This window comes from Ulvibacter sp. 2305UL32-6 (assembly GCF_058148545.1).
This window is the reverse complement of record NZ_JBYVKA010000003.1, coordinates 54,373-81,188: the sequence shown is the minus strand read 5'-3', so window position 1 is coordinate 81,188 and position 26,816 is coordinate 54,373. Positions and strand designations below refer to the sequence as shown.

General features: G+C 39.9%; 21 protein-coding genes and 1 tRNA gene. 9 read left to right on the top strand and 13 right to left on the bottom strand.

The genetic code is table 11. From position 1 onward, the window contains the following. Positions 1–55: 55 nt before the first annotated feature. Positions 56–991, top strand: a complete 936-nt coding sequence (locus tag ACY2RU_RS10175; RefSeq protein WP_490138349.1) for an isoaspartyl peptidase/L-asparaginase family protein — start codon at positions 56–58, stop codon at positions 989–991. A gap of 7 nt (positions 992–998) precedes the next feature. Here ACY2RU_RS10175 and ACY2RU_RS10170 read toward each other — a convergent pair whose 3' ends face one another. Beyond that, positions 999–1,871: a cyanophycinase gene (locus ACY2RU_RS10170; protein WP_490138348.1), complete on the bottom strand. Its 873-nt coding sequence runs from the start codon at positions 1,869–1,871 to the stop codon at positions 999–1,001. A gap of 99 nt (positions 1,872–1,970) precedes the next feature. On the opposite strand from ACY2RU_RS10170, the gene cphA reads away from it, so the two are divergent. Further along, positions 1,971–4,607, top strand: coding sequence for a cyanophycin synthetase (cphA, locus tag ACY2RU_RS10165; protein WP_490138347.1), 2,637 nt, complete (start codon positions 1,971–1,973; stop codon positions 4,605–4,607). 316 nt (positions 4,608–4,923) lie between these two features. On the opposite strand, the gene ACY2RU_RS10160 is transcribed toward cphA, so the two are convergent. Genes ACY2RU_RS10160 through ACY2RU_RS10150 form a run of 3 tightly spaced genes read right to left on the bottom strand, consistent with a single transcriptional unit; the run spans position 4,924 to position 10,192 of the window. Further along, positions 4,924–6,252, bottom strand: coding sequence for a sugar MFS transporter (locus tag ACY2RU_RS10160; protein WP_490138346.1), 1,329 nt, complete (start codon positions 6,250–6,252; stop codon positions 4,924–4,926). 9 nt (positions 6,253–6,261) lie between these two features. Further along, positions 6,262–7,263 (bottom strand): glycosylasparaginase, encoded by a 1,002-nt coding sequence (locus tag ACY2RU_RS10155; protein ID WP_490138345.1) that lies wholly within the window; start codon positions 7,261–7,263, stop codon positions 6,262–6,264. Positions 7,264–7,276: 13 nt separating this feature from the next. After that, complete coding sequence (locus tag ACY2RU_RS10150) at positions 7,277–10,192, bottom strand: GH92 family glycosyl hydrolase (protein ID WP_490138344.1); 2,916 nt, start codon at positions 10,190–10,192, stop codon at positions 7,277–7,279. Between the two features lie 109 nt (positions 10,193–10,301). Here ACY2RU_RS10150 and ACY2RU_RS10145 point away from each other — a divergent pair, with 109 nt between their 5' ends. Continuing rightward, complete coding sequence (locus ACY2RU_RS10145) at positions 10,302–11,531, top strand: metallophosphoesterase (RefSeq protein ID WP_490138343.1); 1,230 nt, start codon at positions 10,302–10,304, stop codon at positions 11,529–11,531. Positions 11,532–11,595: 64 nt separating this feature from the next. Further along, positions 11,596–11,892: a thioredoxin family protein gene (locus ACY2RU_RS10140; RefSeq protein WP_490138342.1), complete on the top strand. Its 297-nt coding sequence runs from the start codon at positions 11,596–11,598 to the stop codon at positions 11,890–11,892. Positions 11,893–11,897: 5 nt separating this feature from the next. Here the strand turns inward: ACY2RU_RS10140 and ACY2RU_RS10135 are convergent, their stop codons facing one another. From ACY2RU_RS10135 to ACY2RU_RS10120, 4 genes are read right to left on the bottom strand one after another with little or no spacing between them, the layout of a single operon-like run. Continuing rightward, entirely contained in the window at positions 11,898–12,281 is a 384-nt protein-coding gene (locus tag ACY2RU_RS10135; protein ID WP_490138341.1) for a DUF3037 domain-containing protein, read from the bottom strand. Next, positions 12,271–13,050 carry a HipA family kinase gene (locus ACY2RU_RS10130; RefSeq protein WP_490138340.1) on the bottom strand — a complete coding sequence of 260 codons (780 nt, stop codon included), beginning with the start codon at positions 13,048–13,050 and terminating at the stop codon, positions 12,271–12,273. Before ACY2RU_RS10130 ends, ACY2RU_RS10135 begins: the two co-directional genes overlap by 11 nt. A gap of 39 nt (positions 13,051–13,089) precedes the next feature. Then, a complete protein-coding gene (locus ACY2RU_RS10125) occupies positions 13,090–13,788 on the bottom strand; it encodes a polysaccharide deacetylase family protein (protein WP_490138339.1) in 699 nt (232 codons plus the stop codon). Positions 13,789–13,794: 6 nt separating this feature from the next. After that, positions 13,795–17,088, bottom strand: a complete 3,294-nt coding sequence (locus ACY2RU_RS10120; protein ID WP_490138338.1) for a glycosyltransferase family 117 protein — start codon at positions 17,086–17,088, stop codon at positions 13,795–13,797. A gap of 232 nt (positions 17,089–17,320) precedes the next feature. Between ACY2RU_RS10120 and ACY2RU_RS10115 the strand changes: the two genes are divergently transcribed. Together ACY2RU_RS10115 and ACY2RU_RS10110 are read left to right on the top strand one after the other, a co-directional pair. Then, positions 17,321–17,393 (top strand) — tRNA-Gln (locus ACY2RU_RS10115). A gap of 136 nt (positions 17,394–17,529) precedes the next feature. Then, positions 17,530–17,928: a hypothetical protein gene (locus ACY2RU_RS10110; protein WP_490138337.1), complete on the top strand. Its 399-nt coding sequence runs from the start codon at positions 17,530–17,532 to the stop codon at positions 17,926–17,928. Positions 17,929–17,948: 20 nt separating this feature from the next. Here the strand turns inward: ACY2RU_RS10110 and ACY2RU_RS10105 are convergent, their stop codons facing one another. The 4 genes from ACY2RU_RS10105 to ACY2RU_RS10090 form a co-directional block, all read right to left on the bottom strand. Beyond that, the gene (locus tag ACY2RU_RS10105) at positions 17,949–18,830 is read right to left on the bottom strand and encodes a mechanosensitive ion channel family protein (RefSeq protein ID WP_490138336.1); all 882 of its coding nucleotides are present in this window, start codon (positions 18,828–18,830) and stop codon (positions 17,949–17,951) included. 105 nt (positions 18,831–18,935) lie between these two features. Then, positions 18,936–20,021, bottom strand: coding sequence for a magnesium/cobalt transporter CorA (gene corA / locus ACY2RU_RS10100; protein WP_490138335.1), 1,086 nt, complete (start codon positions 20,019–20,021; stop codon positions 18,936–18,938). A gap of 74 nt (positions 20,022–20,095) precedes the next feature. Continuing rightward, positions 20,096–20,701 carry a hypothetical protein gene (locus ACY2RU_RS10095; protein WP_490138334.1) on the bottom strand — a complete coding sequence of 202 codons (606 nt, stop codon included), beginning with the start codon at positions 20,699–20,701 and terminating at the stop codon, positions 20,096–20,098. Continuing rightward, on the bottom strand, positions 20,698–21,516 hold the full coding sequence (locus ACY2RU_RS10090) for a universal stress protein (protein WP_490138333.1): 819 nt from the start codon (positions 21,514–21,516) through the stop codon (positions 20,698–20,700). Before ACY2RU_RS10090 ends, ACY2RU_RS10095 begins: the two co-directional genes overlap by 4 nt. Positions 21,517–21,674: 158 nt before the next feature. On the opposite strand from ACY2RU_RS10090, the gene rimP reads away from it, so the two are divergent. The 3 genes from rimP to infB are packed head-to-tail and all read left to right on the top strand — an operon-like array spanning position 21,675 to position 26,233. Continuing rightward, a complete protein-coding gene (gene rimP, locus ACY2RU_RS10085; protein ID WP_490138332.1) occupies positions 21,675–22,139 on the top strand; it encodes a ribosome assembly cofactor RimP in 465 nt (154 codons plus the stop codon). A 7-nt stretch (positions 22,140–22,146) separates the two neighbouring features. Continuing rightward, positions 22,147–23,379 (top strand): transcription termination factor NusA, encoded by a 1,233-nt coding sequence (nusA, locus tag ACY2RU_RS10080; protein ID WP_490138331.1) that lies wholly within the window; start codon positions 22,147–22,149, stop codon positions 23,377–23,379. Positions 23,380–23,434: 55 nt separating this feature from the next. Next, positions 23,435–26,233 (top strand): translation initiation factor IF-2, encoded by a 2,799-nt coding sequence (gene infB, locus ACY2RU_RS10075; RefSeq protein ID WP_490138330.1) that lies wholly within the window; start codon positions 23,435–23,437, stop codon positions 26,231–26,233. A gap of 133 nt (positions 26,234–26,366) precedes the next feature. On the opposite strand, the gene ACY2RU_RS10070 is transcribed toward infB, so the two are convergent. Further along, positions 26,367–26,765 (bottom strand): SPOR domain-containing protein, encoded by a 399-nt coding sequence (locus ACY2RU_RS10070; RefSeq protein ID WP_490138329.1) that lies wholly within the window; start codon positions 26,763–26,765, stop codon positions 26,367–26,369. Positions 26,766–26,816: the final 51 nt, after the last annotated feature.

Genomic DNA, 26,816 nt, shown 5'->3' with positions numbered 1-26,816 from the left:
AAAACAAAATGAAAAGTCTGCTGCAATACCTATTTTTGAAGCAAATAAATTGATTATGAAAAACAACTTCTCTATTGCTGTTCACGGAGGCGCAGGAACATTGGTAAAAGGATTAATGACTTCGGAATTGGAAATGCAATACAAAGAAGCCTTGCAAAACGCTTTGGATGCTGGATATGCCGTTTTACAAAATGATGGCACCGCAATGGATGCTGTTGAGAAGGCCGTAATGCACTTAGAAGATTCTCCTTTATTCAATGCTGGAAAAGGCGCGGTGTTTACGGCGGAAGGCACCCACGAAATGGATGCCGCCATCATGGATGGAAAAACCCGAAAGGCAGGTGCTGTTTCGTTGGTTACAGGAATTAAGAATCCGATTGCTTTGGCACGTGATGTGATGGATAAAAGTTATCATGTTTTTTTAGCTGGCGAGGGCGCCATGCGTTTTGCCGAAGAGCAAGGATATCAATTGGAAGAACCAGACTATTTTTATGATGAGGTGCGTTACCAGCAATGGCAGGGCATAAAAGACAGTGATAATTTTCAGCTTGATCACAGTGTAAAGAAGGACGGTAAGTTTGGTACCGTAGGTGCTGTGGCTTGCGATTCACAGGGTAATATTGCGGCAGCTACCTCAACAGGAGGAATGACAAACAAAAAATGGGGTCGGGTAGGTGATAGTCCGATGATAGGTGCTGGAAATTACGCGAATAATAAAACATGTGCGGTGAGTTGTACGGGAAGTGGCGAATATTTTATTCGTGGTGTCGTAGCCTATGATGTGTCTTGCTTGATGGAATTCAAAGGGCTTTCATTAGACGAGGCTGCTTCCGAAGTAATTCAGCAAAGAATCTTAGAATTGGGTGGAGACGGCGGACTCATAGCTGTAGACGCAAAAGGTAATATTAGCATGCCCTTTAATACCGAAGGCATGTATCGCGCGTTTAAGAAATCGAGCGGTGAAAGTGGTTTAAGTATTTATAAAGAATAGCGCTTGACTAGGCTACAAAATCTGGGTTCGTTACAGAAATATGTAAGTGAGACACTTTTACTTTTTTCTTTTTAATATTGAAACGATCGCCATGTGCCAAAATATGTGTTTTTAGATTGGTTAATGACATAGGCGTTCCTTCAGCCAAGGTTTGGTGATTATTATGACGCGCTTTTCGGGCATCAAAGACAATGACCATTCCTGAGCCTATAACCTCAAAAGAATTCTTTTTGATGATAAGTCCGGTATCTTCGGCAAGACCAATCCCAATAAGTTCAGGAAAGCGTGCTACAGCTTCGGCCAAACGACCAAAACGTCCGCGACGAATAAAGTGTGAGTCTATAATTAGTTTAGGAACAAAAGACATCCCGTCGCCCATACCAACAGCACCTTTCAGAAAAGATTCTTGACTACTTCCTCCAGTGATCATCTCTCTCGACATACACATGGCTCCAGCACTTGTACCAGCGATGACAATTCTTTCTTTTTGAAAACGCTCGCTAAGAATTTGGTGAATGGTAGTTCCGCCAATTTTTCGTGTGATTTTTGACTGATTTCCGCCCGAAAACATAACACAATCTGCTTTTTTGATCAAGGCAATATTAGCAGGGTCTTCAGATTGTTTGCGTTCGCGAATATCCATCACGTGCAAATCAGTGCATCCAAGCTTACCGAAGGCTGTCATATAATTCTCACCAACTTCCACAGGAATACTGGAAGCTGTTGGGATAATGATTATACAAGCATCTACGCCTCCGCTTTCGCGAACAACACGTGATAAGATACCATCTTGAATATATTCTAAGTGGTAAATTTCGCTGATTTCAATGCCTTTATCTTCATTTCCACCAATGGGAATTAAGGTTCCTTTTGCAGTCATGGGGTTTTCAGTTTATTGCTGGCAAAAATACGGCTTTTGTTCCTAAAAAAATTATATATTTATAATCTTTGACCTACACTAACGAATAAAATCAACTATATGAAAATACGAGAAATCAATGCTATGCGCGGTCCAAATTACTGGTCTGTGCGCCGTCACAAGCTTATTGTTATGGTGCTAGATCTGGAGGAAATGGAACAGTATCCTTCAGACAAGATTCCAGGGTTTAATGAACGATTGCAAGCTTTGTTTCCAACTATGTATTCACATCGATGTTCTGTAGGTGAGCCGGGAGGCTTTTTTCAACGGGTGGAAGAAGGAACATGGATGGGGCATATTATTGAGCATATCGCGTTGGAAATTCAAACATTGGCAGGTATGGATACGGGCTTCGGAAGAACTCGTGGGTATGGAGAAGAAGGGGTCTATAATGTTGTCTTTTCATATGTAGAGGAAAGCGTAGGACGTTATGCTGCTGAAGCGGCGGTTCGAATTTGTGAGGCGCTAATTGCATCAGAGCAATACGATATGGATGAAGATATCCAAAAAATGCGTGAATTGCGAGAAAGCGAACGCTTAGGACCCAGTACCGGTTCTATCGTGGAAGAAGCTGCAAGTCGAGGAATTCCGTGGATTCGCTTAAATAAATATTCGTTGGTTCAGTTGGGATATGGCGCAAATCAAAAACGGATTCAAGCTACCGTTACTTCAGAAACAAGCAGTATTGGCGTTGAGATCGCCTGTGATAAAGAAGACACTAAATTTTTATTAGAACAAGCGGAAGTTGAGGTGCCGAGAGGTGACATTATTTCCCGGGAAAGTAGTTTAGAAGACGCATGCCGCTATATTGGCTATCCTTTGGTGATCAAGCCTATCGATGGGAATCACGGACGCGGAATTACAGTTGATATTCAGAATTATGAAGATGCCGTAGTTGCATTTCACGCGGCCAAAGAGGTTTCTAGAAGGGTGATCGTAGAAAAATTTGTAACGGGCGAAGATTATAGGCTTTTAGTAATTAATAATATATTGGTAGCGGCTGCCATACGTACGCCTGCCCATGTTATAGGTGATGGGAAATCAACGATCAAAGAATTAGTTGATATTGTAAATAGTGATCCACGACGTGGCTATGGGCATGAAAACGTTCTTACCATGATCACCATGAATAGTCTTACGCAAACCATTATCAAAGATGCAGGTTATACAGAAGACTCCATTTTAAAGGAAGGCGAGCGCCTTATTTTAAAGGATACCGCAAATCTAAGTACGGGTGGAACGGCAGAAGACGTTACAGATATTGTTCATCCTGCCAATGTTTCTATGGCGGAGCGTATTTCCAAGATCATCGATCTCGATATCTGCGGAATTGATATTATGACCAGCGATATTACAAAGCCACTCTCTGAAACTGGCGGTGCCGTTTTGGAGGTAAATGCGGGTCCAGGGTTTCGAATGCACTTAGCGCCAACTACTGGCTTACCAAGAAATGTTGCAGCGCCAGTAGTGGATAAGTTATTTCCGCAGAAAGGCGATACAGGACGTATTCCTATTGTTGCAATTACAGGAACCAATGGTAAAACCACAACAAGTAGGCTTATTGCACATATAGCCAAGATGCGAGGATATAGAGTAGGTTATACCACTAGTGATGGTGTATATATTCAAAACCGTTTGCTAATGACAGGTGATTGCACTGGGCCAACGAGTGCCGAATTTGTGTTAAAAGATCCAACGGTAAATTTTGCTGTATTGGAATGCGCCCGCGGAGGAATGTTACGTGCCGGACTTGGTTTTGGAAATTGTGATGTGGCGGTTGTTACAAATGTTGCCGCAGATCATTTAGGCTTAAAGGGAATTCATACCGTGGAGCAATTAGCCAAAGTAAAAGGCGTAGTTCCAGAAACAGTTTTGCCCGATGGCTATGCTATATTAAACGCTGATGATGACCTCGTTTATGACATGCGCAGAGGAATCAACTGTAATCTCGCATTGTTCTCGATGGATGAAAATAACCCGAGAATTCAAGCGCTACAGCGTAAAGGCGGAATAACGGCAGTTTATGAAAACGGCTATGTAACTATTTGTAGAGGTGCCTGGAAAATGCGCATCATGAGAGCCGAAAATATTCCACTAACCTATGGAGGAAAGGCAGAGTTTATGATCCAGAATGTATTGGCAGCCATCTTAGCGGCCAATGTAAGAGGTATTAGTATTGAAGATATGAAAGCTGGTCTAGAGACCTTTATTCCTTCGGCATCACAAACGCCAGGAAGATTAAATTTATTTGAGTTCGAAAATTTTACGATTCTACTCGATTATGCTCATAATCCAGCAGGAATGAGAGCGCTACAGCAATTTACAAATAAGCTAGAATGCACTCTAAAAGTGGGAATTATAGCAGGAATTGGCGATAGACGTATAGAAGATAATAACGAAATGGGTTCGATTGCCGCGGAAATGTTTGATGAAATTATTATTCGTCAGGATAAGCGATTACGCGGAAAAACAGAAGAAGAGCTTATCAAAATGCTCAATGACGGAATCAAATCGAAAAACCCAAATAAAAAGACGACCATTATTCCTTCTGAAAAGGAAGCCATAACGCATGCAGTAAATAATGCGATAAAAGGATCACTTATTATTTTGTGTAGCGATGTAATTCCTGATGCCCTTGATCTGGTGCAGAAATTTAAAGCTCAAGAGGCTAGTGGCGAAAAGATATTTTCGCAATAATATTTCCTGTAGATAAAAGCAATAAAAGAAGCCGCTTTATTTGAGCGGCTTCTTTTATTGGTTTCTATTCTGAAAATACCACACTAACTCTGTACCTCGCATAACAGGACAAATAACAGCATCGATCTATAAATATGGCTTCGGTAAATATGTGTTGTGGTCTTGGTAGCTATAAAATAGAAAAGCCACCACGAGAGTGGTGACTTTTCGCCCCAAATTTGATCGATACACTAATGTATCAACCTACTTATGTCTAGCAAAACTATAAAAAATATGTGGAGTATCTCTTAAAAATTTACAAATACAGCAGTTTTTATTACAAGTCGTTGACTAGTTGGGTGTTTTTTTGCTTTTGATAGCCGAAAAATAAGATATACCCATAGCAGGCAACAACTAACACGAGTGCCCATTTAAAACCAACTAAATCGGTACATAAGCCATAGAGAGGCGGAATAATTGCGCCTCCAAAAATTGCCATACACAAAAGCCCAGATGCTTGAGGTTTCAAGTCGCCTAAACCTTCTATGGTAAGTGAAAATATGGTTGGAAACATGATGGAGTTAAATAATCCAACCGCCAAAATTGACCACATGGCAACCAGGCCCGTCGTGTTTATTGAAATCAATATCATGCTAATAGCTAAAAAGGCAAAGATGGCTAATACCTTGCCAGGACGCATAATACGGGTAAGATACGCGCCAACAAAACGGCCTATCATGGCGCCGCTCCAATAAAAGATCACGAATACTCCAAGCAATGCTTTTGGATCTCTTCCATCAAATGTTTTGTTGAACAAGGTCGCAATTCCATTTGCGATGTTCATCATCGTTGTGTTTCCAGCGATTATAGGCGCAAGATTCATGTCGGCAAAGTAATTCACCAAATAGCTTCCTATGGCCACTTCCGCACCCACATATAGGAAGATTCCAAAGACACCCATAAGGACATACTTGTTTTTTAATAAACTAATATAACCTCCTTTCGGACTCTTTTGAAGTATCTTCGGAAGCCTAATAAAAATAAAAAGAACTGCCAACAAGGCAATACAGACTGCTAATACAAAAAAGGGGGTCTGTACGGCACTAGCTTCATTTATATAGTAGGTTTTTTGGTCCGCTTCCGAAAGCGATGCAATCTTTTCCGAAGACATAATAGTATCACTCAATAAAAAGAAAGCGCCAACAATTGGGGCGATCGCCGTTCCCAAGGAATTAAATGCTTGTGACAAATTTAATCTACTCGAGGCTCCATCTTCGCTTCCAAGTACTGCTACATAAGGATTAGCTGCGACTTGTAGAATGGTAATTCCGGCTGCTAAGGTAAAATAGCCTAATAAAAATAGACCAAAACTACGTTCAGAAGCCGCAGGAGAAAATAAAATGCAACCTAATGCCATGGTTGCTAAAGCGAGAATAACTCCGCGTTGATAACCGATCTTCGACAGTAACCATCCGGCTGGAACCGAAAGTAAAAAGTAAGCCCCAAAAAAGGCAAACTGAACGAGTCCCGCTTGAAAGTATGAAAGTTCAAATACATCTTTAAGCCTTGGTATCAGGCTGTCTACAAGTACTGTGATAAAACCCCACAAAAAGAAAAGAACGGTGACAATAATAAAGGCAGAACGATAGTTTTTGGATGTATTCATATAATTTTATTAGACTTTATTATAAAAATCTGAAGTACTAGTATCGTTTTTATCATCTTGGTATTTCGTGACACTAAAACCGTCATGAATACTGTAATAGCCAGTTTCACCTGCTTTATTTAAAGCGATATATCCTACCTGAAAATTTTTAAAATCCGGACTTTTTTTAATAATTCTACCAATGGCTTCTTCGCAAGCTTGCTGAGGTGATCTTCCTTGACGCATCAATTCTACTATTAGAAAGCTTCCTACGGTTTTCAAAACTTCCTCTCCCAAACCTGTAGCAGTAGCTCCACCAATTTCGTTGTCAATAAATAAGCCCGAGCCAATAATAGGTGAATCACCCACTCGTCCTGCCATTTTATATGCGAGTCCGCTGGTAGTACATCCACCTGCAATATCACCGTTTTTGTCCATTGCCAACATTCCAATGGTATCGTGATTTTCAATATTTATAATGGGTTGGTATTTTGAGGTCTTTTTCCACTCTTCCCAAGCTTTTTTAGATGCTTCGGTAAGAAGATTTTCTTTTTTAAACCCTTCGGAAAGCGCGTATTTTTCGGCACCTTGCCCAGCTAAAATAACATGAGGCGTTTTTTCCATCACTTTTCGGGCCACCGAAATAGGATGCATAATGTTTTGCATACAGACCACCGCTCCATAATCGCCGGCGGGATTCATAATACATGCGTCTAGTGTTACATTTCCGTCGCGGTCTGGAAGACCACCTATTCCAACCGATTGACCTTCAGCATTGGCCTCTTCCACATTACAGCCTTTTTCAATGGCGTCTAAAACCGAACCTCCCTGAACTAGGGTTTCCCAGGCTTTAGATGTAGCTTCTTTTACATTCCAAGTGGCTATAACGACGGGTTTAGCGCCTTTAGCAGCTACAGTCAAAGGTGTTGTTTCGGTTTTGGTTTTAGGTTCGTCACATCCTATAACGGAGGCTGCCGTAACAACGCCTAAGCCTGTTAAAGAGGCACTCTGAATAAATTTTCTACGTTTCATAGCTATAATTCCTTTATTTGATCGTTATTTCATCGGCAAAGATCCAAGCAACGCCATCGGGATAACCCAAATGCCAATTGGGTAAGGAGCCAAAATTTTTAGCGACTATTTTTACATAGCGTGCGCGTTTTCCTTTTCCGTCAAATTGTATGGTTTTTATCTCTGCTTCTTCGGACGGCTGACTGTTATCCATTTTTACAGTGGCTAAGGAGTTTTTAAAATCTTTGGAATTAGAAATAAAAGCGTCTACTTCCGAAGGAAAAAAGATCCAACTGCCTTGATCTTGTAAAAAGTTGATTTTAATTTCATCTACAGGTTTTTCGCTTCCCAAATCGACGATCGCCACTAGATCTTCACCAAAATACCCTTGCCAGGCACCCGTTCTAAAGTCTTTTGCACCGCGAATCCCATCAATAAGTGCATCATTCCCTCCCGCGTTATACTGATTGGCATATTCCGTAGCTAAGGTGATGCTCAAATTTGGATCGATCTTAAAAAATTTTGTACTGAGGATTTTACTTTCGCGACCATATCCGTCCGCTGCGTAGGTTTTTAGTGTGGTTGCTTCGGAAATGATAAAAGGCTCGCTATACAATTTAAATGGAGCGTTATTTACACTGTAAAAAATATCAGCCTCCGAAGTTACTATACCCAGAACCACTTCGGTTTGTTCTTTAAAAGCGGCTTCCCCTGTAGCGAGGAAGGGCGGTGGCAAAATTTGATGCTCTTTAATTTCGGTTTTGGGTTCAAAGCCTGCTTCGGTCCCCCAAGAAGAAGGTGTAGCTGTCATCGAAAAAGTAAGTGTTCCGCCGGCCATGATCTCTTCGTGTGTAAGGTAAGTTCGGTTAAGCGCCTTTCCATTCAGAAAAGCTTCAGAAATATATTTGTTTGCTTCGGAAATAGCTTTTGCTTCAACCGTAAATTTTTTGCCATTTTCCAAATTGATGGTAGCCGATGGAAACAACGGACTCCCAATAATGTATTGATTGGTTCCAGGCGTAACGGGATAGAAGCCAAGCGAGCTAAACACATACCACGCACTCATTTGTCCGCAGTCTTCATTTCCAGAAACTCCATCGGGTTCGTTGGTGTATAATTCGGTTAATATTTGCCGAATTAGCGCTTGCGTTTTAGCAGGTTTATTGACAAAATTATACAGATAAGCCATATGATGACTCGGTTCATTTCCGTGGGCATATTGACCAATTAAACCTGTGATATCCGATTGGTCTCGTCCCGAGGTTTCGGTCTTTGCCGAAAACAATCTGTCCAGATGTTCTTCAAGTTTTTGTTTTCCCCCCATAATTTTAGTGAGTCCGGTGATATCTTGTGGAACGTATAAGCTATACTGCCATGCGTTCGCCTCTGTATAATTAAAATTCACCTCATACGGATCAAAAGGAGCAAACCATGTATTGTTGAACCGACCTCGCATAAAACCCGTCTCTGGATCGAACACATTTTTATAATATTGGGCGCGTTCTGAAAACAATTTGTAATCGGCAGTTTTGCCCATCTTTTTTGCCATCGCAGCCATGGTCCAATCGTCGTAGGCGTATTCTAAGGTTTTAGAGACCGATTCACTTTCTTCTTCCACGGGAACAAAACCTATCGATTTATACGCTTCGAGACCCAGTTTGTCTTGCATTGCACTATGTTTCATAGCCGCAAACGCCTTTTCGGCATCATAACCATTAATACCTTTTAGATAAGCATCTGCAATTACCGGAACGCCGTGATAGCCAATCATACAGCCTGTGTAATTTGCTGAAAGATCCCAAATTGGCATAATGCCACCTTCATCATATTTAGCTAAAAAAGTATTGATAAAGTCGTTGGTACGTTGCTGTTCAATAATGGTGTAGAGCGGATGCGCCGCGCGATAGGTGTCCCATAGCGAGAAGACGGTGTAGTAATTGAAATTGGTTGTTTGATGAATTTTAAGATCCATCCCACGGTAGCGCCCATCGACATCCTGATATAGGTTGGGAGCGATCATGGTGTGATATAGTGCCGAATAGAAGTTTGTTTTATAGTCGTCGTTTGGAGATTCAATATCAATTTTACGCAGTTGCTGCTCCCAAGCTTGATCTGCTTCGCGTCTAACCTCCGCAAAGGTCTTCGAGCCAATTTCGGCTTCGCGATTGTTCCTTGCGCCAACTTCGTCTACCGCTGAGATTCCTACGGAAATATAAACGGGTTCGTTATTTGGGTTATCAAGAACAAGGGCAATAGCATTTCGTCCAACAGCGTCTGAGCTTCTTATTTCAAAGGGGTGTGAAGTTTTAAGGTTATAAAAAAGCATCTGCTTTTCTGCCCAAGCCTTTGAGAAACGTTTGCCTTCTATTTCGGTAGTGGAAACTTCAGACCAGGATGTTCCGAGTACATAATCACGATGATCGAGATCTAAAATAACGACTTGATCTTCCGAAGAAGGGAAAACATATTTATGCATTCCCGCGCGAGGGGTGACGGTAAGCTCGACTTCAATATTTGTGCTGTCTAATTTTACCTGATAGTACCCCGGACTTGCGCTTTCATTCTCATGCGAAAAGTGGGCACGATAGCCTTTTTTACCATCAGCGCCATTGTTGAAGTTAATTTTATTGGTGGGCATCAACAATATATCACCGTAATCACTAACACCGGTGCCACTGAGGTGAGTATGCGAAAAGCCATAGATATACGAATCACTATAATGATAGCCGCTACAGCCGTCCCAGCCTTCAAGACGTGTATCTGGGCTCAATTGCATCATGCCAAATGGCATGGTTGCTCCAGGATAGGTATGTCCGTGGCCACCTGTACCAATAAAGGTGTTGACATAGCTGGTTTTTGAGGAATTGTTTTTTTCTGAAGGATCGTACTCCTGATTATTACAGGCAGTTAGAAGAAGCAATAAGCAAAGAAGCGTTGAGATTTGTTTCATTCGAGGTTATTAGCAGCTCAAAAGATACAAAAACAGTTAAAAAAAAGTGAAGAATAGGAACAACATTTTAAAAGGAGCCTATCTTTATGGATTCTGAAAAAAACTGCTCATGATCCGTTGGATTATTTTTATAGTAATTTATATTTTAATCGATATTTATGCCTTTCAGGCATTTAAAACATTGTCTAAAAACACGTGGCTTCACGGGGCTTATTTGATAAGCTCGTTGTTGGTTCTTGGGTTGCTCATATACCAGATTACACAGTCGGGTGGTAGCCGAATGATGACACCTTTGGGAATGTATGTTTTTGGGATCTTTATTGCGTTTTTTGTTCCTAAACTCTTGGCAGTGATTTTTATGTTCGGGGAAGATGTTGTTCGCTTTATTGTAGCTATTTTTTTAAAAATAGGTAATGGAAGTGAAAGTTTTTATATGCCTTCACGGCGTAAATTTGTTAGTGCCGTTGCCCTTGGAGTGGCTGCAATTCCTTTTGCATCCTTGATCTACGGAATGATCGAGGGTAAATACAACTATAAAGTGCTAAAATATGCCCTCGAGTTTGACGATCTTCCAGAAGAATTTGATGGCTATACCTTAACCCAGATTAGTGACGTACATAGTGGCAGTTTCGACAACGAAAAAAAAGTGCGCTACGCGGTAGATCTGGTCAACAAGCAAGCAAGTGATTTAATTCTTTTTACAGGCGATCTGGTCAATAATGTTGCTGAGGAAATGACTGCTTGGAAAGATATCTTCGGAAGTTTAAAAGCAACAGACGGCGTTTTTTCGGTACTGGGAAATCACGATTATGGTGATTATGTGCAATGGTCTTCCGAAGTAGAAAAAGAGCAAAACCTCGATAGTTTAAAAGAACTTCAAAAGGAAATGGGCTGGAATCTTTTACTCAATGAGCATACTACCTTTCAGCGAGGAGAAAGCCAATTGAAATTGATAGGTGTAGAAAACTGGGGTGCTGGCGGATTTAAAAAAGCAGGGGATCTCGACAAAGCATGTGAGGGAGTTCTGGCATCCGACTTTAAAATATTGATGAGTCATGATCCGTCGCATTGGCAGGAACAAGTTAAACAAGACACTAGGAATATACAATTGACACTAAGTGGTCATACCCACGGGATGCAGTTTGGCATTGAAATTCCGGGTTGGTTTAAATGGAGCCCAGTGAAATATCGTTATGAGAATTGGGCTGGCGTCTATGAAGAATTTGGAAGATATATTAACGTAAATAGAGGCTTTGGTTATTTAGGATATCCCGGACGTGTTGGAATTTGGCCTGAAATCACCGTAATTCAGCTCAAAAAGAAGCGTAAGACCGCATAATGCTTATTATTAAAGCGGAAATGTTATATTTGTAGAACGATTATTCAGAAAAGCATCACAACGTATGTCAAAATTTGGAGAATTAATTGAAACACCCGTTCCGGTTCTGTTAGACTTTTACGCTGAATGGGACGACGCTTGTAAAGGGATGCATCCTGTTCTTCGGGACGTGGCGGCTGCTTTAGGCGATAAAGCGAGGGTTATAAAAATTGATGTCGAAAAGAACAATGAGCTCGCCGAAGCCCTTCGTGTAAAGGGATTGCCAACGCTTATGATCTACAAAAATGGCGAAATGAAATGGCGTCAAAGTGGTGAGCAAGATGCGAATACACTTATAGGGCTAGTCAAAGAATACGTCTAGTAAACTTACAATACATACTTTTTGAATATCTCATCTAACTCTTTACTTGGGTCAAGACAGAGGCCTGGGTGTGTTTTTGAGCTCTGAATTATCGTGCTTCTACACGCAGTTAGCCATCGAAATCTATCAGGCAGTTCCATTTTTCCGATGGGACCTCCAGCGGCTTCTCCATCGCAAATTAATTTCCAAGCCTTTAAATAATCATTCAATACGTCCAATTCTATCTCGGGTGCAAGGGCTTTTAGCTTTTCAGCATTGATTTGATATTTTATATCGAGAAATTTTTTCCGTTTGGAAAAAAGGATCACGCCAACATTGAAAAACTCTTCGCGTTCCACTTTTGGAACAATTCTAACAATGGCATACTCAAATGTAACTCTATCTTGCATCTATCGCTTCTTTAACTAATAATGCAATCATACCGAGTTTTGCATCCAAAAATTCAATATAGGCAGCTCTCATCTCGTCTGGAGTTAACGAATCTGACTCACTTTCTAACCAATCTTCTGGAATTTTTGAAATGATCTGAGCAATTGTATCCTGACTTAAGGCGTGCTGGATCTCTGCCGCGGCTTCCTCTAATTTGGACGCTTGCGGTAAAAGCACATGATCTTTTATAAGCGGAAATGTTCTACTTAGATGATTTCTCCAATTTTTCCAATCATGGTGAAAATAAAAACTGGCGCCATTATCGATGACCCAAAGTTCATTATGCCATTGTAATAAGTTTGTATTTTTCGCTGTTCGATCAATATTGCTAATAATGCTGTCTAGCACAACTACTTTTGAAGCGGTTAGAGCATCAACCGTTGAAACCAAAGGATCAAAGGTAATGGCGCCCGACAAAAAATGTAACCCAAGGTTTAAACCCACACTAAATTTAAGCAAGTCCTGAATTTCTTCATCGGGTTCCGTTTTGCTAAAAGAATCATCGAGATTCATAAAGACCAATTCAGGAACATTTAAACCGATGGCTCTTGCAAGTTCTCCGCCAATAAATTCGGCGATCAATGCTTTTTTTCCTTGTCCGGCTCCTCTAAATTTTAGCACATATAAATACCCGTCATTTGCTTTTACAATAGCAGGAAGTGAACCTCCTTCTCGCAAAGGATGTACATATTGTACCACATCTACTGTTCTAAGATCCATTTTCTTCATACTTATTAAAAATACTAAAATGTAATTTGTAAGCCTATCTTAAAATAAATTATTATCAATGGCGGCGCATTTCCAGTTTTGGCTGTCACAATATTCTAATACTTTCGGAAGCGCATATCTCAGGTTTTTTTTGGCCTTTAGGCTGTCATGAAAGATCACAATGCTTCCGGGTTGTATATTTTTTAAAACATTTTGTAAGCATTTTTCTTCGGAAATTTGCTGATCGAAGTCGGCGCTGAGCACGTCCCACATAATGATGTTGTATCCTAGATCGCGAAGGCTTTGAGCTTGTTTTCCGTTTAATCGACCATAAGGCGGTCGGAATAGTTTGGCGACTGGTGATTGGTTACTGGTGCTTGGTGTCTGGTAAGCAATTTCGAACTTCGAACTAACACTTGTCATCATCTTTTCAGCTTTTATAACATCTTCCACATAGTTCTCTAAAGCTGTTTTTTTACCATTAACATGATGAAAGGTGTGATTTCCTATCGTGTGTCCTTCAGAAATGATCGTTTTAAAAATTTCGGGATGTTTACCCACATTATCGCCAATACAGAAGAAAGTGGCTTGGGCTTTGTATTTTTTCAGTTGCGATAGGACCCAAGGAGTTACTTCTGGAATAGGGCCATCATCAAAAGTTAAATAAACCGTCTTTTTTTTAGATGGAAACGCCCAAACTCGCTTCGGAAAGATCCGTCGTACAAGCTTGGGCGTTTTGACCAAATACGATTTCAACATATTTTATTATTCGGGAACCATCTCGATATTCTCAGGCGCCGTATCCATAGGGATATTGGGATCCAACAATTCTTCTTGAATATCTTTATCTAACTCCATATTTTCTTCTTCAGAATAAAAATGACGGAACAATTTTAGGTAATCATTGAATTTGGCGGCTTCTGCACGAGCAAATTCTTCGTCATCTTTCATAACCACAATATCCACTAGGTTTCGATAATATTCCATGGCACTAATGATCTCATCGGGCATGGTGTATTGTCGTTTCAGTTTTAATCCACTGAAGTAAACCAACTTCTCTTGATATTTTTTAGAGACCGCTTTATACACTTCACGGGCTTTTTCTGGTTTGTCAACTTCGTAATAACCTAAAACATACGCATCCAAGAGCGAGTAATACTCAAAGTATTCTACAGGCATTTTTTCCATAGCTAGGTCAAGAATTTCCTCTGCTCGTTTTTTGTCGCCATCATTGATTAGATTTTCGGCAAGACGAGCGAGATTGCTTCTGTATGTGATACCGTTTCTTCGTGTTTCCACATCGTGATAGATATCAGGACTACCGCTATTGCCCCAATCCCAATTCTTTACGATGCTGTACATTTTTTCGGTATCAACACGCCCCATATCAAATGGGTTCCTTGGATTAACTGGAGTTCTAATAGGTACTAATTTGTACACAACACCATCGAGCTGTAAGTAGTCTTTCATCCAAAGGTAATCGTCGTCACCAAAACTTCCGCCACTAAAATAGATAGGACGTTCCCAGTTGTTATTTGCAATAATATCAAGCATGAGCAGTCTATTTTTATAAATAAAGTCGCCGTCTAATTCGATGTCGATATAAGGAACAATTTTATCTGCGTCTTCTTGCCGTACAATACCGTTACGAAGCACTGCTTCTTTATCTACAGGAATTCGGATGATCTTAGATGGAAAACTATTGGCCAGTTTACCACTTCCTAGCTCCACTTTTGTCGCCGGACTGTCATTGGCGACAAAATTCATCCAGGTTTTGATGTCAATTGTGTCTTTTTTGGTTTTCTGAAAAGCAATAAAGTCGCGTGTTCCCCACTTATATTTATCATGAGTGAGTTGTGAAGGAATAGGGTCACTTGTATACGCCTTTTTCTTCATGTCATCTATATACCAATCGGTTGCAAAAAGGCTGGTATTTACAATGCGCACATCTTGGCGATATTCCTCGATTCCTTGCGCGTACCACAGCGCAAAGGTGTCGTTATCACCAATGGTAAAGAGGATTCCGTTTTCATCTACCGAATCGAGATACATCTTACCCATTGAATTGGCTGTATAACGACCTGAACGATCGTGATCATCCCAATTTTGGGTAGCGAGGAGCACGGGAGCAGCGAGCAAAGTCGCTGTGAGTACTATAGGGATTGCTATTTTTGGTTTAACATATTCTTTGAGGATCTCGTATAGGGCATAAACACCAAACCCGATCCACATAGCAAAAACGTAGAATGATCCTACTAAAGCATAATCTCGTTCTCGAGGTTCAAAAGGTCGCTCGTTCAGGTAAATTTTAAGAGCAATTCCTGTAAATAGGAAAAAGATTAATAATACCCAGAAGTTCTTATGGTCGTTTTTAAAGTGGAAGACTATTCCTAAAATTCCTAGAATAAGCGGTAGAAAGAAATAGGTGTTTCTGGCTTTATTATTGACAGCATCGCTGGGAAGATTATCTTGTGATCCTAGACGTAATTCATCTATAAATTTGATCCCACTGAGCCAGTTTCCGTGGAGGTCTGTATATTGGCCTTGAATATCGTCTTGTCTTCCAGTGAAATTCCACATAAAATAGCGCCAGTACATATATCCAAACTGATATTCGAACATAAACTCCATATTTTGCATAAAGCTGGGCTTTTCGATATCTAAAAACGGACCAAAACGCTGTAAAAATTTATGATAATCATCTCCGTCAACGAGACCATTGGCGTAGGCTTCTTTAAATTTTGAAACTTCATCAACAAGGCGTTGTTCACCACGATACTCTCGTTTTATAGCAAAGTCTAAACCACTAGTAAAGTCGAGATAATTTACGCTGTTTTCAATACTCCACATCCTTGGAAGAAATGCTTTATGATCATCATCTGTATTTTGAAGCGCATTTTTATAGTCGTTTACGATCACGTACTTTTTTGTCGCTTCGTCTTTTTCGTATTTAGGTTTTTCGTCGCGATACGGATTGTCTTCATCGAGTCCGGCATAGATCTCTGTAAACAGTGGCCCGTGAAAAAGATGCGTTTCCGGGTATTGCTCACGGTTGTAATAAGCGAGAAGTTCTCTTGCATTATTGGGGTTGTTTTCGTTGATCACGGTACCTGCATTGGCACGAACGGGAAGCATGAGCCAACTTGAAAAACCAATAAAAATAAAGAGGACACCTAGAATTAAGGTATTAAAATTTACAAAACCTTTTTTACGTGTATAGTTGAGTCCGAAGTAGAACAATGCAATAAACAGTATTCCGGCAATGATGGAGCCCGAATTAAACGGTAATCCTATGGTATTAATGAAGAACAATTCCGAAGCACTAAAGAACTTCATGGTCCATGGAAGTAGTAATTTAAAGATGACGAGCAGGACGGCAACGACTACAACATTGGCGACTAGAAAATTTTTGAGGGTTACTGTTTTATAGTTTTTAAAGAAGTAGAGGAAGCCCATTGCAGGGATGGTCAAAAGACCCATAAAGTGAACCCCAAAAGAAAGTCCAATTAGAAAGGCAATTAAAACGACCCAGCGATTTCCGCGAGGGGTATTCATTTCTCGCTCCCAGCGTAAGGCAGAATAAAATAAAACCGACATCATACACGAGGAGGCTGCGTATACTTCGGCTTCTACGGCACTATACCAAAAACTATCGGTAAAGGTGAATGCAAGTGATCCTACGGCTGCGCTTCCAAGAATAGCTATCGCGTTGTATTTGTTTAGTTCTTCTTTTTTTGAAACGACATTCCGAAGTAAAATAGTAAGCGACCAAAACATAAAAAGAATGGTAAATGCACTCGCAAAGACCGACATCAAGTTGATGGTAAGAGCAATGTTGGAAGGTTCCATTGCAAAAATGGAGAAAAACGCTCCTAACAATTGATACAGCGGGGCTCCCGGCGGGTGACCTACTTCTAAATTACTTGCTGTGGTGATGTATTCTCCTGCATCCCAGAAACTGGCTGTTGGCTCAACAGTAAGCCAATAGGTGATCAAGGCAACGGCAAATACAAACCATCCTAAAATATTATTCCATTTGGTAAAGTTAAAGGAACCCATATAGTGTGTCATTTTATAGTGGCGAAAATACTAATAATATGTCTAGTGGTCTTATAAAAAAATACTAACGTAACTGAAGTAGGATATATTTCAAAGATTGGAGGGGTGGAATTTAAGTACTAGTCCTATTTTTTGAAATGAAACTCAGTTTTTGTTCTATTTTCGAGATATTTTACTGAAAAATGTTTGCGCAGAAGAAACTTTATTTTAAATTTGCGCCTCATTATTGCATTGGCCCATGGTGTAATTGGCAACACGTCTGTTTTTGGTACAGAAGAGTATAGGTTCGAGACCTATTGGGCCAACAAAATGTTAGAAAGTCCTTTCCTTGCGGTTAGGACTTTTTTTATGAGGTTTCTTTGAGTACACACTTTGCATGTCTAAAAATTAATATATTTGAGTAGTGGTTATTTCCTATTTTTTAAACACTGGAGTAGTAGCATGGTATCATTAAAAACATTTATAAAAAAACAGCTTAATTATGCGGTAGTTGTTGCCGCGTTTTTTTTATTCTGTTTGTCCTGCACTACGGAAACAAACGAGGCTCGAGCCCTAATTGTTCGAAAAGAGGTCGTTTTATCAAATACTGAAATTTTTACTTACGATTTAGGGAGTTTCGGTGATGAGGAGGGAGCAGGAATTAGAACGCAAGCGGAACATTTTGAATTGAGCCAAATAGATACGGACATGAATTCTGGGCAGCGTATCTATCGATACAAGCCTGAAATAGGATACACCGGAACTGATTTTATAGAACTCACCACTTCGCGAGGATCTGACGGCTCTGGACCAAATACCGATGTTAGGAATATTCGAATTTCCTTTACCGTCACACAATAATTCAAGCCTTATAAAGCGTCTTATGCTTCCTTTGCCATTTGTAACTCGTTGTCAAATTGCAACGTTCTAATAGGGAACGGAATGTTAACACCTTCTTGGTCAAATGCTTTTTTAATGGCTATCATTCCTTTGCTAAGCGCACGATGACGTTCAATAGCGCTTGTGCTTTCTACCCAATAACGGCATATAAAATTAATTGAGCTATCGCCAAATTCTTGATAGAAAAATTCTACATCGTCGGTTTTTTCAATATTTGAGAAGGTGTTTTTGATAGTTTCTTTGGTTAATTTTTCTACTGCTTCGAGATCGCTTTCATAACCAACGCCACAAGCGATGACAATGCGCATCTTTTCGGTTAAGGCGTAATTTTTTATCGGGCTTTCAATGATCGTTTTATTCGGAATGATCACTTTGTTATTATCTGCCTCGCGAAGTACAAAATAATTTAGATTGATATCGGTTACATGACCTGCAAAACCGTTGGTTTCGATCCAGTTTCCTACTTGGATGTTTTCACGGAATGAAAGTACAATTCCAGAAAAAACATTGCTTAATGTTCCTTGGAGTGCTAAACCAATAACCAATCCTGAAACACCTGCGGCAGATATCAAGGCAGTTAGGGTTTTTCCGAGATTTAAGGCGCCGAGCGCAAGGAAGAGACCTAGAAGCACAACCACTACCGATGCTGTTCGCGCTATAAGTCGCGTCACGGAAGTCTGTCGCGTTTCGCTGGTAGCGATTTTCATTACGCCGCGAAACACAAATTTTGAAACAAAGTAAGCCAGTAATAATACGGCTATAGCGATAGCGATATTTGGGAGGTTAAGTAGAAATAAATCCCACCAATTAAGGAGTTTTTCAGTGATAGCTTCTACGGCGGTTTGCGATTCTTCTATTTGCATCTGTATAATTTTTTAGTTCGTTAATTTTCCGAAGAAATACAACTAAAATATATACGAAAACCGCATTAATCCAAGTGTTTTAACGGGTTTTAACACTTCTGAAAATTACATCCACTTTTTTCTTTTGAAGAGAATAAAGAGGACAATCGCAATAACAGCCATTACAATAAGCAGGATATAATATCCATTTTCATGATGCAGTTCCGGGATATTGTCGAAGTTCATTCCGTAGAGACCCGCCAAAAATGTGATAGGTATAAAGATGACCGAAATAAGGGTTAGCAGTTGCATAACCTGGTTCATTTTAAAGCTCACTTCGGAAAGAAAAAGATCTTGCAGGCCGTTTAAAATATCACGATACGACTCTACAGCATCAACTACCTGAACAGTATGTTCATATAGATCTCGAATATACATCTGACTATCTTCTTGAACGAAGGGGCTGTCGGTTTTTGAAAAATGTCCAACAGCTTCACGTAAAGGCGCCACCGATTTTCGAAGCACAAGAAGCTCTTTTCTTAGCGTATGTATGCTGCTCTTATCTTTGATGTCGAGTTCCTCCATCATTTTTTCTTCGAGATCTTCAATAACGATCTCCATTTCCTCAAGTGCTACGTAGTAGTCGTCAACAATGCTATCGGCAAGTGCATAAGCCAGATAATCTGAACCGCGCTGTCTAATTCTTCCGCTTGAAGAAGTAAGTCGTTTTCTAACGGAGGCAAATAGATCGCTTTCACTTTCTTGAAAGCTAATTAGGAAACCCTCGTAAAAATACATAGCTACATGTTCTTTTCGTACTTCTAAGGTTTCTCTGTCGAATGTTATGGCGCGAAGTGATAGAAAAATTCCATCTGTATAAACATCAAAAGTGGGTCTTTGGTTGATATCGATGGTGTCTTCTAGAACGAGGGGGTGAATATTAAAAGCTTTTCCGAAGACCTCAATAAGCTCGGTATCATGCATTCCACGAACATCATACCAATCAACCCGATCTTTTGGGGAAACAGGTAGATGAACTTCATTATGACTATCGATTTCTATTTCCTCAAGTATCTCATTATTGTATTTCATGTAATGAATCAATACTTTTTCAACCTTTTGGTTACCCGTAAAAACAATAGTGCCAGGCGCTAAACCTGTTTTTTTATTACGTTTGATTGTTGGAAATTTCGATGTTTTCTTTTTGCGCATGGACGGAATAAGACTATTTATAGGTTCTAAAGTTAGTAATTGCTATAGAATGCGGCAATTTATTGCCAAGGGATTTATCGGTTTTCAATTGGAACGCTTTCCGTTAATAATAACCAGCTATATCCTTTTGGATCTGTTTCGTCCATGTTAAACACTGAATAATGTCTTTGAAGTTTATTAGGATCTTGGGGATCGACCCAAATAGGGCGCACCACATCCTTCATATTACTTTTGTGAATGGCAAAGCCATTTGTGACTAGCTTCCAAGTAGTATTTTGCAGGATGTATAGATAATATTTATTAAAATTAGGATCTTTAATTTTAGCAGTAACAAGCAGTAAATCGCGATCAAAAGTAGGTAAGGTAAGGTCTAAAACGGTTGCTCCATAAGCATCTGTCAATGTTATGTTTGGGAGTTGTTTGTCTTCAAAGCTAATGGTGGTCTTAGACCCTCTCACTTTTGAAACATGCGCGTAAAATGGTCTGCTATTTCCACGGAAATTTCCATAAACCGAACCTTTAGGCGCGTTTGGAGGTGGCGGTTGAATGATAGGAGGGGTGTCTTTTTTGTCTATTTCGGTTGTAGGAGCCTCACCGATTATGGTGCGTGGCTTTTCCGAAGAACTTCCGCAGCTTTTCAGAAAAAAAACAATAAACAACACAGCAATAAGTCGCATCAAATTTTAAAGGTTATTACTGGCATGTTAGCGTGATTTACAAGATCTTCACTAATGCTACCGTTAAAGAAATGCGAGATTCCTTTGCGTCCGTGCGTGCTCATCCCTACAAGATCTGCGTTGGTATCTTTGGCAAATTGCAGAATACCTTTTTCAACACTGGTTTCATTGTAAATGTTGAGCGAATAGTTTTCTACACCCATACCACGGATAAATTGATTCATAATTTCTTTTGCCTGCGTGGTGGTTTTAAAGTCGTTTGGTGTATTTACAAACAATAAATGCATTTTGGCCCCGATGGCTTTTGCAAATTTTTGCGCATCGTCAAAGGGTTTTCTGCATTCTTCGGAAAAGTCTGTGGCAAAAACAAAATCATTTACTTCAAAATTTTGATGTGGATTTTTGATCACTAATACTGGAATATTAGATGTGCGAACCACTTTTTCGGTATTACTTCCAATAAACATCTCCTTAAAGCCATTAGCTCCGTGCGATCCCATAATAATTAGATCAATTCCGTCTTTTTTAACTGCTTCTGCGATGTCGTCATAAATTTCGGCGTGCCCAATGGCCTGATGTATTTCAGCATCAGCGAGATACGGTTTTTGCAAAAGTTCTTCAAATTGTTTTTCAGCTAATTTTATAAAGAATAGTGACTCTGGAAGAGCGCCGTTGTTCATATTAGCAAGATGTGTGGGCATTTCCATGGAATGCAGGAGGTAGATGACACCATCATTTTTTTTAGCAATTTGAACGGCTACTTTTAAAGCATTTTCGGCTTGAATAGAAAAATCGGTTGGAACTAATATTTTTTTCATGTGAGGAAATTTTAAGTTTCGCTTTGTTAGAAGAAAATTACAAAAATTAATGGTGGGATAGGCATTTTTATAATTTTAAAAAATATAGTATATTTGCACCGAAATTGATACGTAATTAGTTGAGGGGACAAAAAAGTCCCCTCTTTTTATAGCCAAAAATGATGCGAGAGCGCGTAGTAGAGTTGTTAAACCAGGCTTTGGATAATAATCCGTCACTTTTCTTAATAGATTTGGAGATTACTGAGAATAATCAAATTCGCGTCATTATTGATGGCGACGAAGGTGTAACTGTCTCAGATTGTATTTCTGTAAGTCGTGAAATTGAGCATAACTTAGATGAGGAGCTTGATTTTTCTTTGGAGGTGATGTCGGCTGGCGTGTCTGAACCCTTAAAAGAGGTTCGACAGTATAAAAAAAACTTAGGACGTACGTTAAAAATAAAAACGAAAACAGGTGAGACGCTTGAAGGAAAGGTGACTGCTGTTGAAGATGAAGCGGTGACCTTATTTTGGAAGGCGCGTGAGCCAAAGCCTGTGGGAAAAGGGAAAGTAACCGTCGAGAAAGAGGCGGTAGTGGCTTACAAAGATATTGTAGAAGCAAAAGTTATGGTAACATTTAATTAAGAATGACATGGAAAATTTAGCGTTAATTGATTCATTTTCTGAATTTAAAGATGATAAACTCATAGACAGAGTAACGCTTATGGCGATACTTGAGGAGGTTTTTAGAAACGCTTTAAAGAAGAAATTTGGAAGTGACGATAACTTCGATATAATTATAAATCCTGATAAAGGAGATTTAGAGATTTGGAGAAATCGTGTTGTTGTAGCAGATGGAGAAGTGGAAGATCCTAACGAAGAAATATCGCTAAGTGAAGCACGCAAGATTGAGGATGATTTTGAAGTTGGTGAAGATGTTTCGGAGGAAGTTAAGTTAATTGACTTAGGAAGACGTTCAATTTTAGCGCTTCGTCAAAATTTGATCTCAAAAATTCACGAACACGACAATACCAACATTTACAAGCAGTTTAAAGAACTTGAAGGAGAAATTTATACAGCTGAGGTACATCATATTCGCCACCGCGCGGTTATTTTGTTAGATGATGATGGAAATGAAATTATCCTTCCGAAGGACAAACAAATTCCTTCAGATTTTTTCCGTAAAGGAGATAATGTAAGAGGTATAATTGAAAGTGTTGAACTAAAAGGGAATAAGCCATCAATATTGATGTCAAGAGCGAATCCAATTTTCTTAGAAAAATTGTTTGAGCAAGAAATCCCAGAAGTTTTTGACGGGTTGATCACTGTTAAGAAAGTGGTGCGTATTCCGGGTGAAAAAGCTAAAGTAGCTGTAGATTCTTACGATGATCGTATTGATCCTGTAGGTGCTTGTGTGGGGATGAAAGGATCTCGTATTCACGGAATTGTTCGTGAATTAGGAAATGAGAATATTGATGTTATTAATTATACTAATAACTTGCAGTTGTATATTACCCGTGCGTTAAGCCCGGCGAAAGTTACTTCAATCAAGATCAACGAGGAGACAAAGCGCGCAGAGGTTATCTTACGTCCTGAAGAGGTGAGTAAGGCTATAGGGCGTGGAGGTCATAACATTCGTTTGGCTGGCCAACTAACTGGTTATGAGATTGATGTGCTTCGAGAAGGCGCTGAAGAGGATGTAGAATTGAGCGAATTTTCGGATGAGATCGAAGGATGGATCATTGATGAATTTAAGCGTATTGGTTTAGATACGGCGAAAAGCGTATTGGAACACGACCTGTCTGATTTGGTAAAAAGAACCGATCTGGAGGAAGAAACAATTACCGAGGTTATCAATATTTTAAAAGAAGAATTTGAAGAGTAGGGTCAAGATACCTACTTTTACATATATTATTTAGAGAAAAACAGGAAAAGCATTTATGGCTGAAGTAAAATCAATAAGGCTTAACAAAGTACTCCGCGAGTTCAATATATCGCTGGATCGGGCTGTGGAATTTTTAAGTTCTCACGGTTATGAGGTGGACGCACGTCCAACTACAAAGATATCCAACGACGAATATCAGGTGCTTTTTGACGAGTTTCAAACCGATAAAAGCAAGAAGGTACAGTCTAAGGAAGTAGGCGAAGAAAAACGTAAGGAGAAAGAAGAATTACGTTTAGAGCGCGAGCGCGAATTAGAGGAAAAGCAACAAAAAGAAGCTTCAAGAGTCATAAAAGCCGAAGCCAAATTAGACGGTCCAAAGAAGGTTGGGAAAATTGACCTTAATGCCGATAAGAAAAAAGCTGAGCCAAAAGCTGAGGAGCCAAAAGCGATCGTAAAAGATGTTGTAAAGGAAGCTCCTAAAACAGAAACTCCAAAGGCCGAAGTTCCTAAAAAGGAAGTGCCTCAGGCTGAAGTTCCTAAGAAGGACACTCCTAAAGTGGAGGCTCCGAAGACGGAAACTCCTGCGAAGGTCGAAGCAAAGAAAGAGGAAATTACTCCTGCTGAGGTGAAGGCCGACGCGCCTAAGGAAGTAGCGGATAAAAAGGAAGAAAAAACCATTCCTGCTGCGGTACCTGCAGAAAATACAAGTACGGTAGTTGAAACCAATTATCAAAAACTGAATGGTCCGAACTTTACGGGTAAAAAAATTGACCTCTCTCAATTTAAAAAACCTGAAAAGAAAAAAACTGACAAGAAACCGGGTGATGAGAAAAAGGGCCGTAGACGCCGCATAAGTAAAGAAGCTCCTAGATCTTCTGGCGCAGGTCGTGATCAACGAGGTCCGGTACGTAAGGCAGTAGGGCGCAGCAATGTGCCAAAGGAAGAGCCGAGTGAAGAAGAAGTACAAAAACAAGTACGCGAAACTCTAGAGAAACTTCAAGGGAAGTCTTCTAAAGGAAAAGGTGCAAAATATCGTAGAGAGAAAAGAGATAGTCACCGTCAAAAGACAGAAGAAGATCTTGCACAACAAGAAGCTGACAATAAGTTGTTAAAACTTACCGAATTTGTAACGGTAAGCGAAGTGGCTACCATGATGGATGTGCCAGTTACCAATATTATTTCTGCTTGTATGTCGCTGGGTATGATGGTAACAATGAATCAGCGTTTGGATGCCGAAACATTATCTATTGTAGCCGATGAATTTGGCTATGAGGTAGAGTTTATTACTGCTGATATCGAAGAAGCGATACAAGAAGATGAAGATGCACCAGAAGATCTAAAAGATCGCGCACCTATTGTTACTGTAATGGGTCACGTTGACCACGGTAAAACATCATTACTGGATTATATTCGTCAAGAGAATGTGATCGCAGGAGAATCTGGAGGAATTACACAGCATATTGGAGCCTATGGAGTTACGTTGGAGAACGGACAAAAAATAGCATTTCTTGATACACCAGGTCACGAGGCGTTTACCGCCATGCGTGCCAGAGGTGCTCAAGTAACCGATTTAGCAATTATTGTAGTGGCTGCAGATGATAGCATCATGCCACAGACAAAGGAGGCAATCAGTCATGCGCAAGCTGCTGGTGTGCCAATTGTGTTTGCAATAAATAAAATAGATAAGCCTGACGCAAATCCTGAAAAGATTAAAGAAGGATTAGCGCAAATGAACTTGTTGGTTGAAGATTGGGGTGGAAAGATCCAGTCACATGATATTTCAGCAAAAACAGGTGAAGGTGTTAAAGAATTATTAGAGAAAGTATTACTCGAAGCTGAGTTATTGGAATTGAAAGCAAATCCAGATAAACCAGCTAGTGGTACCGTTGTGGAAGCGTTCTTGGATAAAGGGCGGGGCTATGTTTCAACTATTTTAGTGCAAGCGGGAACACTTCGTATTGGAGATTACGTTCTTGCAGGGCAAAATAGCGGAAAAGTAAAAGCCATGCACGATGAACGAGGGAAAAAGATCAAAGCAGCAGGTCCTTCGACCCCTGTTTCGATTCTCGGTTTAGACGGTGCGCCACAGGCGGGAGATAAATTTAATGTGTTCGAAGATGAGCGCGAAGCGAAAGACATTGCGAGTCGTCGTACACAATTACAACGTGAACAGTCGGTTAGAACGCAACGTCATATTACACTTGATGAGATCGGACGACGAATTGCACTTGGAGACTTTAAGGAGTTGAATATTATTCTGAAAGGAGATGTGGATGGTTCTGTTGAAGCATTGACAGATTCGTTCCAAAAACTTTCTACGGAAGAAATTCAAGTGAATATTATTCATAAAGCGGTTGGTCCTATTACTGAAAGTGATGTATTGCTAGCCTCGGCTTCCGATGCGATCATCATTGGTTTCAACGTTAGACCAATGGGGAATGCCCGTCAAATAGCTGATAAGGAAGAAATTGATATCCGTACATATTCAATTATTTACGATGCGATCAACGACTTAAAAGACGCGATGGAAGGCATGTTGTCTCCAGAAATGAAAGAAGAGATCACGGGTACTGCAGAGATTCGTGAGACCTTTAAGATCTCGAAAGTGGGAACCATTGCAGGTTGTATGGTCTTGACTGGGAAAATCTTACGAAGCGCTGGAATTAGATTGATTCGCGAAGGTGTGGTTGTCTATACAGGTGAACTTGATTCGTTAAAACGATTCAAGGACGATGTGAAAGAAGTAGCTAAAGGATATGATTGTGGTATTCAGATTAAAAACTACAATGATATTTATGAAGGCGATATTATAGAAGCCTTCCAGGAAGTTGCAGTAAAGAAAAAGCTGAAATAAGTTTTAGTTTATCGATACTCTTGATATTCTATTGATAGAAAAAAGCCCGAATTCCACTATGGAATTCGGGCTTTTATATTTTGCTCACTGCTCACTGCTCACTGCTCACTGCTCACTGCTCACTGCTCACTGCTCACTGCTTCTTCCGTTCTGGCTTTAAAATAAAAGCAGATTCAAAGTTTCGCTGAACTTCCAATAGAGCACGATCAGCCTCAAGGCGTGTGCTGAAATTTCCTACCCAGACTTTATAATTTGGTGTCTCATATTCAATCGATGCGGGCCAACTTCCGTAAAGACCACGATATTTTCTTATAACACTATTTGCTTGGTTTAATTCACCATAATACAGTTGTATGGTATAACCGTCGGTAAGTTTATTTTCCTTCTCCAGCGCCATTTTCAGGTTGAGCAATTGTGTTATTTTGCTATCTTGATTTACGGTAACTGTTGCTTGTTGTGCAAAAGTAATTTCCGAAGAAAAAGTAAGTAAAATACTGATAATTAATATTTTAAATGTATGTTGAGTCTTCATTGTAATAGTATTGAGGTGCAAATGTAAATCTTATAAACTTTATTCGAGCTA